10 protein-coding genes are annotated in these 14,519 nt (G+C 60.7%); 1 reads left to right on the forward strand and 9 read right to left on the reverse strand.

The window, feature by feature from the left end; all coding sequences use genetic code 11:
• Nucleotides 1–47: 47 nt before the first annotated feature.
• The 3 genes from H8S23_RS00770 to H8S23_RS00780 form a co-directional block, all read right to left on the reverse strand.
• On the reverse strand, nt 48–1,151 hold the full coding sequence (locus H8S23_RS00770) for an ABC transporter permease (RefSeq protein WP_186886412.1): 1,104 nt from the start codon (nt 1,149–1,151) through the stop codon (nt 48–50).
• Nucleotides 1,148–2,677, reverse strand: a complete 1,530-nt coding sequence (locus tag H8S23_RS00775) for an ABC transporter ATP-binding protein (RefSeq protein WP_186886413.1) — start codon at nt 2,675–2,677, stop codon at nt 1,148–1,150. Before H8S23_RS00775 ends, H8S23_RS00770 begins: the two co-directional genes overlap by 4 nt.
• Nucleotides 2,678–2,843: 166 nt before the next feature.
• Entirely contained in the window at nt 2,844–3,920 is a 1,077-nt protein-coding gene (locus H8S23_RS00780; RefSeq protein WP_186886414.1) for a BMP family ABC transporter substrate-binding protein, read from the reverse strand.
• A gap of 577 nt (nt 3,921–4,497) precedes the next feature.
• Between H8S23_RS00780 and H8S23_RS00785 the strand changes: the two genes are divergently transcribed.
• Nucleotides 4,498–4,740, forward strand: a complete 243-nt coding sequence (locus tag H8S23_RS00785; protein WP_186886415.1) for a helix-turn-helix domain-containing protein — start codon at nt 4,498–4,500, stop codon at nt 4,738–4,740.
• A 254-nt stretch (nt 4,741–4,994) separates the two neighbouring features.
• Here the strand turns inward: H8S23_RS00785 and H8S23_RS00790 are convergent, their stop codons facing one another.
• The 6 genes from H8S23_RS00790 to dxr form a co-directional block, all read right to left on the reverse strand.
• Nucleotides 4,995–5,804, reverse strand: a complete 810-nt coding sequence (locus tag H8S23_RS00790) for a nucleoside phosphorylase (protein ID WP_186886416.1) — start codon at nt 5,802–5,804, stop codon at nt 4,995–4,997.
• Nucleotides 5,805–6,017: 213 nt separating this feature from the next.
• Nucleotides 6,018–6,554 carry a hypothetical protein gene (locus H8S23_RS00795; RefSeq protein WP_186886417.1) on the reverse strand — a complete coding sequence of 179 codons (537 nt, stop codon included), beginning with the start codon at nt 6,552–6,554 and terminating at the stop codon, nt 6,018–6,020.
• Nucleotides 6,555–6,767: 213 nt separating this feature from the next.
• Entirely contained in the window at nt 6,768–11,057 is a 4,290-nt protein-coding gene (locus H8S23_RS00800) for a PolC-type DNA polymerase III (RefSeq protein ID WP_341479871.1), read from the reverse strand.
• 108 nt (nt 11,058–11,165) lie between these two features.
• Complete coding sequence (gene ispG / locus H8S23_RS00805) at nt 11,166–12,209, reverse strand: flavodoxin-dependent (E)-4-hydroxy-3-methylbut-2-enyl-diphosphate synthase (RefSeq protein ID WP_186886418.1); 1,044 nt, start codon at nt 12,207–12,209, stop codon at nt 11,166–11,168.
• Between the two features lie 42 nt (nt 12,210–12,251).
• Complete coding sequence (gene rseP / locus H8S23_RS00810) at nt 12,252–13,286, reverse strand: RIP metalloprotease RseP (protein WP_186886419.1); 1,035 nt, start codon at nt 13,284–13,286, stop codon at nt 12,252–12,254.
• A 67-nt stretch (nt 13,287–13,353) separates the two neighbouring features.
• Nucleotides 13,354–14,511, reverse strand: coding sequence for a 1-deoxy-D-xylulose-5-phosphate reductoisomerase (dxr, locus tag H8S23_RS00815; protein WP_186886420.1), 1,158 nt, complete (start codon nt 14,509–14,511; stop codon nt 13,354–13,356).
• Nucleotides 14,512–14,519: the final 8 nt, after the last annotated feature.

A 14,519-nucleotide genomic window follows, 5' to 3' on the forward strand; every position in this document is an offset into this window, starting at 1 on the left:
GGCTGGGGACGCAGCGCCGTCCTGTGCGTGTTTCAAAGAGATGAAAATCAGTTTTCAAGCTTCCGCGCCTCCTCTTCCACCATTTTTTTACGCGCCCGCCAGCCAAGATATTTGCGGTAGAGCATGCCGTAATCGATCGAGATAAACAGCACGAACAGCGCCTGCAGCAGATTGATGATATAGCGGTTGAGCGTGGTGGTGCGCTCCATGTGCAGCGCGCCCGCCTTAAAGGCCGCCCAGATCAGGGAGACCACCAGCACGCCCAGAGGGCTGTTGGAGGCCACGCGGGTGATCATGACGCCGTCCCAGCCCAGGTTGGAGCTGAAGCGGGAGATAAAGCGGTTGTTGACCCCGATGGTCTCGGCGGAGCCGCACAGGCCCGCGATAAAGCCGGACACCAGGAAGATAATGATGAACATCTTGTTGGCGTTGACGCCGCCCACCCGGGCAAACTTCAGGTTTTCGCCCACCTGCTTGAGCTCGTAGCCGGTCAGCGTGTACCTGTAGAGCAGATAGACGCACAGCACCACCGCCACGGCCACAAAGATGCCCGTGGTGGCCGACGTGCCCGGGATGAGCGGGGTGAGCTTGGCGCTGTCGTGGATGAGCGGGGTCATGATGCTGTTGGTGCCCAGCGCCTTTGCGCCCGAGATCACCAGCAAAGTGAGCAGCTCGGTGAAAAAGATCGCGACATAGTTCAGCAGCAGCGTGGTGATGACCTCGTCCACCTTGAACAGCAGTTTGAGAAAAGCGGGCAGCATGGCCCAGAGCATGCCGGCCAGGCCGCCGGCCAGCAGGCAGAACAGCGGGTGCAGCACCGGAGGCAGCGAGACCATATAGCCCGCGCAACCGGCCACAAAGCCGCCCAGATACAGCTGGCCCTCCAGCCCCAGGTTCATGACGCCGGATTTGAAAGCCACCAGCGCCGCCGACCCCACCAGCATGCAGGGCACCGCCCAGTGCAGGGTGTTGCCGATCGCCGCCCGGGAGCCGAACGCGCCGCGGAAGATCTCCACAAACGCGGCGGCGGGGTTTTCGCCCTGCAGCAGGATCATAACAGCCCCCACCGCCAGCGTCGCGACCAGCGACAGGCCGTATTTCATCAGGCTGATCTTGCCGTCCTCACTCAGTGTAAACCTCAGTTTTTTCATCCCACTTCACCGCCCATCATCAGCAGTCCGATCTGTTCTTCGGTGAGCTCCCCGTGCCCGCCGCCGTCCCGCAGCCGCCCGTCGTACATGACCAGTATCCGGTCGGACAGCTGCATCACCTCGTTCAGGTCATGGCTTACCAGCAGCACCGCGGCGCCCTCGGATGCAAACCGGATCAGCTTTTCCCAGATGTACTCGATCGCCCCCACATCGATGCCGCGGGTGGGGTCTTCGATGAGCAGGAGCCGGTTGTTTTGAGAAAACTCGCGGCCCACGATCAGCTTTTGGATGTTTCCGCCCGAGAGCGAACCGATATGGTTTTCCAGGTTTTGGACTTTCACGTCAAAGTCCCGCACCACCCGGCTGGTGAATTCCTGCGCCTGCCTGCGCGGGATCAGCCATTTGGGGTGAAAGCCGGTGGCCCGGTGATAGCCCATAATGGCGTTTTCCCAGATGCTGGCCGCCACGTTGCAGCCCATGCCGATGCGGTCCTGGGGTACATAGCCCACCCGGTCCGCCCGGTGGGCGCGGGGCGATTTTCCGGTCACCTCATCGCCGAGATAGCGGATCACGCTGCCCGCCTCCGGCTTTGCCAGGCCGAACAGGGCCTCCACCAGATGCTGCTGGCCCGAGCCGGCCACGCCGGCGATGCCGACGATCTCCCCTGCCCGGATCTCAAAATTCGCGTCCTTCACCCGCTCGATCCCATCCGCGTCGCGCACCCGCAGATCTTTTACCTCCAGCACCGGCTGGCCCGCGCTGACGGGCAGCTTGTGGGCCTGCAGGATCACCTCGCGGCCCACCATCAGGTTTGCCAGCTTCTGCTGGTCCACTTCCTGCGGCTGATAGGTGCCCACCAGCTTGCCGTCCCGCAGCACCGAGATCTCGTCGCTGACCCGAAAGACTTCTCCCAGCTTGTGCGTGATAAAAAGAATGGTCTTGCCCGATTCTTTCAGCACCCGCATGGCGTCAAACAGCCCCTCGATCCCCTGCGGGGTCAGCGTGGAGGTGGGCTCATCCATGATGATCAGATCCGCGCCCCGGTAAAGCACCTTGACGATCTCGATCTGCTGCAGCACCGACACCGGCAGCTCGTCGATCAGTTCGTCCAGCGGCAGCGCAAAGTGGTAGCGCTCGCAGATGGCTTCCACCCTTTCGCGGCATTTTTTGCGGTCCACAAAGACGCCCTTTTTCTCCTCAAAACCCACGATGATGTTTTCAAACACCGTGAAACGAGGCGCCAGCATAAATTCCTGATAGATCATGCCGATGCCGTGATGGGCCGCATCCATAGGGTTTTTGAAGTTCATCTTCTCCCCGTCCAGGATGATGTCCCCCATATCGGGCTTCACGACGTTGGTCAGGATCCCCATCAGCGTGCTCTTTCCCGCGCCGTTTTCACCCACGATGGCGTGGATGGTGTTGCGGCGCACTTTCAGCGAAATGTGGTCGTTCGCTTTCAGAAGCGCGTAATTCTTGCAGATATTGCGGGTCTCGAGCACATAGTCCTGTCTTTCATTCTCCATTCACAGCTCCGTCCTTTCCCTGCGAAGCAAAACCGGGGGCTCAGCGTGTCCCGGCCTGCGGCCGCCCAGGCGGCAGCGGGCCGGGACGCCGTTTTCTCTTTAAAAATGGGGCGAAATTTATACTTTCGCCCCATTTGCACAGAATCCGGCTTCGCCCCCTGCGCCCTTACGCCTGATAGCGATAGTCGTCGTAGCCCTCATAGACGTCGACGTTCCCCGCCGCGATCTCTTCGGTCAGGTCAAGCACTTTCTGCTGCAGATCCTTATCGAGCAGGTCGAAGTCGCGCTGGTCATAAACCTTGGCGCCGTGGGCAAGATCGTAATAGAACATATTGCCCTCCCACTCGCCGGCCTGCGCGGCGCGCACGCACTCGTTGATGGCGTCGTTGATGGGCTTCAGCGCGCTCCAGAACACGGTCTCCTGGCCGTATTCGCCGCCCTGCCACATATCCACGCCGATGCAGTGGATGCCGGCCTCTTTGCACTCCAGGATAACGCCCAGGCCGGAGGTGTTGGCCGCCTGGTAGATGGTGTCCACGCCGTAGTTGGCGATCATGGCCTTGGCGGCCTCCTGCCCCTTGACCGAGTCGTTGGAATCGCCGGTATAGGCGACCACGACCTCCTTGCCGTTGCCGGCATATTTGACACCCGCCTCATAGCCGTAGCGGAAACGGTCCTGGGTGGGGCTGTCCGTGTGGCCGATCCAGCCCACCACGTCTTTTTCCGTGGTCATGGCCGCCACGAAGCCCGCCACGAACGAGGACTCCCACGGGTCGCAGATGATATTGGCGCAGTTATTGGTGCTGGAAGAGTCCACGTACGAGTCGTTCAGGAAGATCTGCAGGTCGGGATACTGTTCCTCCAGCTCTTTCGAGAGCTGCACAGCCACCTCGGCCAGCGCGTCGAACTCGGTGACGATGACCGAATATCCCTCAGCCGCCATGGCCCGGATCTGGTCGGGGAACTCGGTGGTCTCGGCGACTTCCATGCATTTCACTTTCCAGCCCTCCTCCTCCAGCGAGGAGACGCCCTCCCAGCACATGGCGGTGAACGGTGCGCTCAGGCCGTACTGGGTGATGTAGCAGGCCGATTTGGGCTGCTCGCCGGACGCCTGGGATGCAGGCTGGGAGGTGCCCGCGCCGGACTGGCTGGCCGGGGCCGCCGAAGAACTGCCTCCGCCCCCGCAGGCGGCCAGGCTGGCAGCCATTGCCAGCGCCAGGATCAGTGATAAAACTTTCTTCATTTTTTAGTGCCTCTCTTTCCTTTTTTTTATTTTACGGCTCCCCCTGCAAAGCGCAGGAGGGCCCGCGTACCGGATCATGACCCGCCGGGTCGTCTTTTCCCTGTGCGGCGGCATGGGACGGGGCGTTTCGACTTGTCCCCCTTTAAAGCCCGGCGCTCCGCGCTGAGGCGTTCCTTCGCCGCCGCAGACGGGCGTATCTTGGGCGCTGCGGCGGATATTTTCCTTTGCAGTACAAGATATATGTACCGCCGCAGCCTGAAAGAACCGTCCCCAATCCGTTCTTGTCCCTTTTTTTAGAGAAAGGCCGCAGCCCCGTTTTTCCGTAAGCTTGGGACCTCTTGCGGCGGGCCGCCGGCCCGCTGCAAAAACGAAGGAGAAACGGAGCGGCTGCTCTTTCCGCTCCCCCCCGCCGCAACGGCGCAGGGAGCAACTGGTTAAAAAACGTTTGTGGGATATATCCCACATTATCACATTTTACTTTGTGGGACAAGTCCCTCAAAGCAAATTTGTACACTTGTTACAATATGTTGGACATATCGTACAAATCATGCACAAAACAAAAACGGGAGGCATTCATATGAATCTGAAAGAAGCGACCGCCTGCCGGATCAGGGAGCTCTGCGCTGAAAGGCGGCTGAATGCGAGCAGCCTTGCCTATCTGTGCGGCATGGACCGTTCCACCATTTACAGCATTTTGGGGGTGAAAAGCAAAAGCCCGGAGGTGGCAACCATCAAAAAGATATGCGACGGGCTGGAGATCACCCTGGGCCAGTTTTTCAGCACCCCCTTATTCGACACACTGGAACCGGAAATCAAATGATCGCCGCAGGCCTTTTGCCCTGATCTGCAGCAAAGCCCCCCGCCCCGCGGCAGTTTTAGCTGTCACGAGGCGGGGGGCTTTGTCTCTGCGCTTTATTTCTTTTAATAATAAAAAGCAGCCGCATCCGGCTGCTTTTTTCAGCTGTCTGCTTGTGCGCCGCGCGGGCGGCAAAATGGGGGACCGACCGACGCTGCCCATAAAAAAATCCGGCCCCCGCGGGGGCCGGATGTAAAACGACCAAGATAACGCGCAGATCAGCCCTTTGCGGCCTGATCCAGCTCGTACAGTTTTTTGATGGCTTCGCAGCCCAGCAGGGACAGGGTCTTGATGTTGTCCTCGCTGTGGTCCAGCGCCTTTTCGGGCTCGTACTCGCGGCCGCCCTGCTCATCCTCCTGCGATTCGATGATATTGTCCAGGGTGACGGCCATGGCGCCGCCGCGCAGGCCCCAGATGCGGGTGAGCACCAGCACGATGCTGGTCTCCATCTCGCCGCCCATGACGTTCAGGCGCTTGAGGTCAGGATAGAACTCCTTCCAGCGGGACTGCCAGAAACCGTTGAAAGAACTGCCCGGGTCGGGATAATTGGCGTAGAACGTGTCCTGCGTGCGGGTGGTGCCCACGTGGTAGGGCTTGTTCATGCCCTTGGCCGCCGCGATGCAGGCCTCGATCACCTCGTGATCCGCCACTGCGGGGAAAGGCCCCGGCGCATAGTGGTAAGAAGTGCCGTCATACCGGCAGGCGGAGTCGAAAATCTGGATATCGCCTTTTTTGACGTAATCCTGAAAAGTACCGCAGGTGCCGATGCGGATAAAATTCTTGACGCCGCAGCGGGCCAGCTCTTCCATGGCGATAGCGGTGGAGGGGCAGCCCATGCCGGTGCTGGTGCAGGAGATGGGCACCCCTTTATAAACGCCGGTATAGGTGACATGCTCACGGTTGTCGGCCACAAAATGGGCCTCATCCCAGAAACTTGCGACAATGGGCACCCGCTTGGGGTCGCCCGGCAGCAGGACATAGGGCGCCACGTCGCCTTCCTGAATTTTCAGATGGTATTGCAAAGACATTGGTCTTCCTCCTTGAAGGTTGTTATTCCAGACGGTCGCCCGCCTGTTTTGCACGAACAGCGGCGCTGCGCGCCGGATGGTCGTCCTTCTGCTCTAATCATAGCCGCTGGGGGAGGATTTGTAAAGCCATATTCTCCGCGGGCGGAAGAAAAGAAACAAAAACGCGCCCCGGCAGAGCCGGGACGCGCGGGCGCCGCTCTAAAAAGTGTTTTCTCAGTCGAGTTCCACCGGAATATAGTAGGTATCGCCCAGAGTTTCGTCCTCGAACTTTTCTATAAACACGATGGAAAACTCCTCGCTGCCTGCCGGGACCTCATAAAGATAGGTATAAGCAGCCTCTTCTTTCGGCTCCAGCTCGTATTCGAGGGGGACCATCTCGTCGTTGAACGCCTCCATCGGCACTGCACCGGCGCCCTCGCTCCATTTGATCTGGAAATCTTCGTCCAACATCCAGATATTCTCTTCCATCGTATTGGTGACGCTGATCACCACTTTCAGAAAAACACCGCCCTCAGTGGGGGTCTTGCCGTCGTATTCGTCCAGCAGCTCGGCGCTGACGATGTGCGCGTCAAAGAAAGCGGTCTTGGTCTCCTCTTTCGGCTCCTCGGTGGGCGCCGGAGTGGCAGCCAGGGATGAGCTGACGTCGGAACTGACAGGCTCGGACAGGGACGAATCATTGCCGCAGGCAGCGAACAGGCCGGTCAGCATCATCAGGCAGCAGACCAGGGCGGCAATTTTGATTTTTTTCATGTCGTTTCCTCTCTTTCTCCTACTCAACTTCGCGGCAAGCCGCAAGTAAGGATCAACCTATGACACTATCATAACACAGAGTCACAGCTTCATGCAAACCCAGAAAAACCGTTATCTGTGACGGAAAATGTGACTTTCATCCCCGCTCACAGGCCGCCCTGCAGATAGCCGGGCCGGGGCTTCTCGGGCGGCCCCGCCCTTTGCCGCGCTTTCTCAGCCGAAAAGACTGATCTGGCTGCTCTTGGGCAGATTTTGAAAGACGCCCGCCGCGTCCAGCGATTCAATGACCGACGAGGACACCCCTGAAATGGATTGGAATTCATCCACCGACAAAAAGCTCTCGTTCTGCCTGCAGGCCTCCTCCATGGCGATGGCCGCAGACTCGCCGATGCCTTTCATGGAGAGGAAAGGCAGCCTTATTTTGCCGTCCTCCACCATATACCGCTTTGCCTCCGACCTGCCCAGCTCGATGGGCAAGAACTCGTAGCCGCGGGCCAGCATCTCGCTGACGATCTGCAGGCTGGTGAGGATATCCTCGTCCTTGGCGTTTTTGTTTTCTTTGAGGCGGGCGGTGACCTCTTTCAGTTTTTTGGTGGCGATGCGCTTGCCGCCCACCGCCGCTTCGTAATCGATATCCTCGCCCCGCACCGTGAAATAGGTGGCGTAGAATTCCAGCGGATGATAAACCTTGAACCACATCAGCCGGATCGCGGCGATCAGGTAAGCGACCGCGTGCGCTTTGGGGAACATATACTTGATCTTGCGGCAGCTGTCCAGATACCAGTCGGGCACGCCGTGCTCTTTGAGCATGGCCTCCGCCCCCTCGGGGAAGCCGCCCTTGGCCACCTTGCCCTTGCGGGTCAGCTCCATGATGGTGAACGCCTGCTTGGGCTCCACCCCCTTGTGCAGCAGATAGGTCATAATGCTGTCGCGGGTGCCGATCACCTCGGAAATGGTACAGGTGCCGTTTTTGATCAGGTCCTGGGCGTTGCCGTTCCACACGTCGGTGCCGTGAGAGAGGCCCGAGATCTGGATCAGGTCGGAAAAGCTTTTGGGCTGCGCCTCGATCAGCATCTGCCGCACAAAGCTGGTGCCCAGTTCCGGGATGCCGAACGTGCCCGTCTCACTGGCGATATCCTCCGGCTTGATCCCCAGCGCCTCGGTGGAAGTGAGCAGCGAGATGACCTTGGGGTCGTTCATCGGCACATCGTCCATGCGGATACCGGTCATGTCCTCCAGGTGCTTGTACAGGGTCGGCACATCGTGGCCCAGCTCGTCCAGTTTAAGCAGCGTATCGTGCAGGTATTTGAACTCGAAATGGGTGGTGAACACGCCCTTGTCCTTGTCGTCCGCCGGGTGCTGGATCGGGCAGAAATCATACACTTCGTGATGGCCGGGCACCACCACCATGCCGCCGGGGTGCTGGCCGGTGGTTTTTTTGACCCCGGTGCAGCCGATCGTAAGCCGGTTTTCCTCTGCGCGGTTGACCACTCTGCCCCGCTCGTCCAGATACTTTTTTACATAGCCATAAGCGGTCTTATCCTTGAGCGCCGATACCGTGCCGGCCTTGAAAACGAACTCCTTGCCGAACAGCTCCTCGGTATAGCGGTGTACCTGCGACTGGTATTCGCCGGAGAAGTTCAGGTCGATATCCGGCTCTTTGTCGCCGTCAAAGCCCAAAAAAGTCTCAAACGGGATATCGTGCCCGTCCATCGTCAGCTTGGTGCCGCAGACCGGGCAGTTCTTGTCCGGCAGGTCGAAGCCGTCCGCCACCGAGCCGTCGTCAAAGAATTCGCTGTATCTGCACTTGGGGCAGAGGTAATGGGGCGGCAGGGGGTTGACCTCCGAAATGCCGGAAAAATTGGCCACCGCGGAGGAGCCGACGCTGCCCCGGCTGCCCACCTGATAGCCGTGCTCGTTGGAATAGGCCACCAGTTTGACCGCAATGACGTACAGCACCGCAAAGCCATGCTTGATGATGCTGTCCAATTCACGCGTGAGCCGCTTTTCCACGATCTCGGGCAGCGGGTCCCCATAGCGGCTGCGCGCGTTTTCCATCGTGGCGGTGCGCAGCATCTCGTCCGCCCCCTCGATGGTCGGCGTATAGGTGCCCCGCGGGATGGCGCGGATATCCCCGTCGATCATGTCCGCCACCCGGCCGGGGTTGGACACCACCAGCTCATAGGCCTTTTCTTCGCCGAAATAGGCGAACTCTTTCAGCATCTCTTCGGTGGTGCGAAAATAAAGGGGCGCCTGGTTGTCCGCGTCCTTAAAGCCGTTGCCCGCCTGCAGCACAGCCCGGTAGGCGGCATCCTCGGGTTCCAGAAAATGCACGTCCCCCGTGGCCACACAGAGCTTTCCCTGCTCCTCTGCCAGCCGCACCACCGTGCGGTTGAAATTCTGGATATCCTCCTCGCTGGACACGATGCCCTCGCGGATCATGTACTCGTTGTTGCCCACGGGCTGCACTTCCATAAAGTCATAGAACTTTGCAATTTTCAGCAGCTCCTCGTAGCTCCGCCCCTCCACGATCGCTCTGTAAAGCTCTCCCGCCTCACAGGCGCTGCCCACCAACAGTCCCTCGCGATACTGGATGAGCAGGCTGCGCGGGATGCGCGGCACCTTGAAAAAGTGGTGGATATGCGCGAACGAGACCAGCTTGTAGAGGTTTTTCAGACCCACCTGATTTTTCACCAGCAGGATCATATGAAAGTTCTTTTTGGAGAGAGCGCGCGTGCTGCCAAGGCCGGTGTTGATCTGCTCCACCCGGAAGATCTCCTTGAACTCCAGGTCGTCGATCATTTTGATAAAGATATCCGCCAGCACCTTTGCATCGTCGCTGGCGCGGTGATGGTTAAAGGGCGGCAGTTCCAGATGGTTGGCCACCGTGTCCAGCTTGTAGTTCTTCAGCTTGTACAGCGCCTGCGCCAGCGGCAGCGTGTCGATATAGGCGTTGTCAAAAACAAGACCCGCATTTTTTGCCGCGACACGGATGAAGCGGATGTCAAAGCCGTGGGCGTTGTGGGCAAGAAGAGGCAGGCCGCCCGCAAACTCGAGAAAGGCCCTGACCGCCTCGCCCTGGCTGGGGGCGCCGCGCACCATCTCGTCGGTGATGCCGGTAAGCTGGGTGATCTTGGCAGGGATGGGCATCTCCGGGTCGGCAAAGGTGTTAAAGACCTCGGTGACCTCGCCGTTTTCGATCCGCACCGCGCCGATCTCGGTGATGCGGTCGTTTTTGGGCGACAGGCCGGTGGTCTCGATGTCAAAGGAGATAAAGCTGCCCCGCAGCTCCCCCTCCGCCCGGCCATAGACCACGTCCACCATGTCGTCGACAAAATACGCTTCGCAGCCGTAGATGAGTTTAAAATCCGGATTCTTTTTTTTCACGTCGTCCGCTGCGGCCATCGCCTCGGGAAAGCCCTGTACCACGCCGTGGTCGGTGATGGCGATCGCCGGGTGGCCGAACCGCGCGGCCAGCCGCACCGCGTCCCCCGGGTCGTCCATGGCGTCCATGGAGCTGAGCTTGGTGTGCAGGTGCAGCTCGATGCGTTTTTCAGGCGCGCGGTCCTCCCGCTTTTTCCGCTCCACCTTGAGCACGTCGAAGGGGGTGATGACATAGTCGTTCTCATAGCGGTCATAGTTGCACACGCCTTTGACGATCAGGGTATCGCCGGGCCGGATATTGTCCCAGCGATCGGTGTTCTCGTCCAGCTCCGCGCGGATCTTCAGGTTGATGGAGGAGGTCTTGTCGGTGAGGGCGATGCTGTAGACCTTGCGGAAGCTGCCCTTGAGCTCGTTGGAGAACACGTCCCCCCAAATGGTCACCTTGCCGCTGTCCTGCCCCAGATCCTTGATGCGCACCACGTTGTTGACCTTGAACGAGCGGCCGTTCACCAGCCTGGGCGGCGCATCCGTGAGTTCAAGGCCGTCCACGCTGATCTCCGCTTTTACGCTGCGCGGCTCGCCCCGGCGCGCAGCGGGCGCCTGCGGGGCGGGCTGTTTTGCCATCATTTTGGCCTCTACCTTTACCGGGTCCGGCCGCCGCGAGCAGGTCAGCGTTACCTGGGGGCGCACCCCGGTGGATTTGAGGATGCGCAGGGCCAGCTTTTCCGCAAACCCCATCTGGGTGAGCAGCGTGTCCCCCTGCCGCACGTCCACGGTGACGGCGCCGTCCGCGACCGTCACGCTGCATCCCTCTAAAAATCCGTTGATGGGCAGGCCCTCCTGCTTGAGTTCCTCCGCCAGGGCCAGCACGCCCGTCTCGTCCAGGTCCTCATAGGTCAGGGCGTTGCGCACCGAGACGGAAAACCCCTCGAACCGCCCCCGCAGCAGCATGCCCAGCTGGGCGCACTCTGCAGAGGTGAACGGCGTCTGCGCCCGCAGGGTGAGGTAAACTGCGCTGCGGGCGCGGTCCACCGCAACGGCCTCCACGCCCGCGCCGTCCAGCTTGTCCCCGATCTGTCCGGCCACCTCCGGCCAGAGCTTTGACACCAGTGCCTCCAAACCGCTTTCACGCTCCCCCTGCTCGATACTTCAGACATCTTCGCCTGCGCGCGCATTTCGCGCCGCGCACACCCAAAGGGCCCTGCGCCTTAGCCGCGCGGCCCTGTTTTACAGACGGCCGATCTCCTCAATCAGCTGTCCCACGATATCGCCGCGCAGGGTGCGCACCTGCCGCCCTTTGACAAAGAGCACCGCAGAATCCACACCCCCGGCAATGCCGATATCCGCCTCCCGCGCTTCGCCCGGGCCGTTCACGACGCAGCCCATGACCGCCACCTTGAGCGGCTTTTTGCAGCCCTTGAGCTGCCGCTCCACCTCCTGGGCGATCTCGGCCACCTTGATATTGGTGCGCCCGCAGGTGGGGCAGCTGACCACCTCCGGTCCGGGCACCTCAAAACCGGCCGCGCGCAAAATATCGAATCCGGCCTCCACCTCTTTTTCAGGCTCGTCGGTCAGGGACACCCGCAGGGTGTCCCCAATGCCGTCCAGCAGCAGCCCGCCGATGCCCATGGCGGACTTGATCAGCCCCATGCGATAGGTGCCCGCCTCGGTCACGCCGATATGTAACGGATAATCGCAGCGCTCCGCCAGCAGCCGGTAAGCGGCGATCACGGTGGGTACATGGCTGGACTTGATGCTGATGACGATATCCTCAAAATCGTGCCGCTCCAAAATGCGCACGTGCCGCAGCGCGCTTTCACAGAGCGCTTCCGGCGTGGGGCTGCCGTACTTTTGCAGCAGATCTTTTTCCAGGCTGCCGGCATTGACCCCGATACGGATGGGAAGGTTTCTCGCTTTACACGCTTTCACCACGGCGGCCACCCGCTCGTCGCCGCCGATGTTGCCCGGGTTGATGCGGATCTTGTCCGCACCGGCCTCGGCCGCAGCGATGGCGGCCCGGTAGTCGAAATGGATATCCGCCACCAGCGGCAGCGCCACCTGCTCTTTGATCGCCGCCACCACCCGCGCGTCCTCTGCCGAGGGCACCGTTACCCGGATGATCTGGCAGCCCGCTTCCTCCAGCCGCCTGGCCTGGGCCACGTTGCCCGCAAGATCGCGGATGGGGACATTGAGCATGCTCTGCACCGCGACGGGGTTTTCGCCGCCGATCGCCAGCGGCCCGATCTTCACTTCTCTGCGCAGCTTTCGCATTTTGGCACTTCCCTTTTTATTTTACCCGCCCCAAAGGCGGTCTCAGCCGGTGATCAGCCGGGCGATGTCATTATAGGTGACAAAGAGCATCAGGCACATCAAAGCCGCAAACCCCACAAGATTGATGACGATCTCGTATTTTTCCGGCAGCGGCTTGCGCCGGATCGCCTCGATGAGCAGCAAAAACAGCTTGCCGCCGTCCAGTGCGGGAAAAGGGATCAGATTGAAAATGCCCAGATTGACCGTGATCATGGCAAGAATCATCAGAATGGGCTGCCAGCCGATGGAAGCCGCCTCGCTGATGACCGTGACTATGCCCACCGGGCCGGACAGATTGTTGATAGCCACCCGGCCCGTAACCAGATCGATCAGGCTGAGAAAGATCATGCGCGAGAGCGAACAGGTCCACAGCCCGGCCTCTTTGACCACGTTAAAGACGGTCTTTTCGATCGGCAGTACCTTGAAATCGATCACCAGGCTGGTGGTCCCGTCCTCCTGCTCCTGGGTGGTGAACCGCACGTCGGGCAGTTCCACCTTTTTTCCGTCCCGCAGCACGGTCAGGTCGGCGGTGCCGTCCTGGGTGCGCACGAACTCATAGACCACGTCGTCGGCGATAAAGCAGCGGCGGCCGTTGACAGCCAGGATCTCGTCGCCGATCTGCAGGCCGCTGGCCTGGGTGGAAGCGTTTTCGGCAAACTGGCTCACCGTACGGCTGGTGATCGCCGACTGCTGAGAGACCAAAATCACCAGCACCAGAAAGCCCAGCACCATATTCATCACCGCGCCGGCGACCACCACGATGATCCGCTTCCACACCGGCGCCCGGGTGAAAGAGCGCTCGTCATCCGACGCCTCGTCCTCCCCCTCCATGCTGACGAACCCGCCGATGGGCAGCAGCCGCAGCGCGTAGGTGGTCTCCCCCTTTTTGAGATGGAACAGCGTGGGCCCCATGCCGAGAGCAAACTCATTGACCTTAATGCCGCAGAGCTTGGCGGTGGTGAAATGGCCCAGCTCATGGATGAAGATCACGGCCCCAAAAACGAGGACAGAGGCGAGGATGGTAATAAATAAAGACATGGCTTCTCCTTAAAAAAACCGGCCGGCGCGGCCGAAGCCGCGCCTTGCCGAAAATTTTGCGCTGCGGTCAGGACGCCTGTTCCTCCACCATGCGGCGCGCCTGGGCGTCGCAGGCAAAAACGTCCTGCACTGTATAAGTGCCGGTGGCGGACGCGAACCGCTCCACTGCCAGCTCGGCCATGCGGCCGATCTCCAAAAAGCCGATCCTGCCCTGCAAAAACAGCTCAACGGCTTTTTCATTTGCCCCGTTGAGCGCCGCCGGCACCAGCCCGCCCAGCGCGATGGCGCGCTTTGCGGCTGCAAGACAGCGGAACGCCTCTTCATCCGCCACATCAAAGGTCAGTGTGCCCAAAGTGGTAAAATCCAATTCAGGCGCGGGGCCCGGCGTCCTGTCCGGCCAGGTCAGCGCGTACTGGATCGGGATGCGCATATCCGGCACCCCCAGCTGGGCAAGCACCGAGTTGTCTGCAAACTGCACCATCGAGTGGATGATGCTCTGCCGCTGCACCACGATCTGGACCTTTTCCGGCGGCAGGCCGAAAAGCCAGACCGCTTCGATCAGTTCCAGCCCCTTGTTCATCAGGCTGGCGCTGTCCACGGTGATCTTGCTGCCCATGCTCCAGTTGGGATGCCGCAGCGCGTCGGCGGCCGTTACAGACTGCAGCTGCGCCGCCGTCCTGCCAAAAAACGGCCCGCCGGAAGCAGTGAGCAGTATTTTGGTCAGCCGCGCGGCCGAGTGCCGGTCCTGCAGGCACTGAAAAATGGCCGAGTGCTCGCTGTCCACCGGCAGCAGCTGGACCCCTTTGCGGCGCACCGCATCGGTCACCAGCGCGCCGCCGGTCACCAGGCTCTCCTTGTTGGCCAGGGCCAGGTCCTTGCCGCTCTCAATGGCGGCAAGGGTGGGCGCCAGACCGGCCACGCCCACAACGGCGTTCAGCACGATCTCCGCGCCCGGCATGGCGGCCAGTTCTGCCAGCCCCTTTTCGCCCTCCAGCAGCAGCGGCGCGCCGCTCATGCCGGCAATGCCGCTTTTCACCCGCTGCGCGGCGGCGGCGTCCACCACGGCGACCGCCTTTGGGCGGAACTCCGCAATCTGCCGCAGCAGCAGGTCCGCGCTGCGGTTTGCCGCGAGCCCGAAAACCTCATATCCCTGGGCGCGGATGACGTCCAGGCTCTGGGTGCCGATGGAGCCGGTGGAACCCAGCAATGTAATTCGTTTTGACATAGGGACCC

Source organism: Anaerofilum hominis (genome assembly GCF_014287275.1).
GTDB classification, from domain to species: Bacteria; Bacillota; Clostridia; order Oscillospirales; family Ruminococcaceae; genus Pygmaiobacter; species Pygmaiobacter hominis.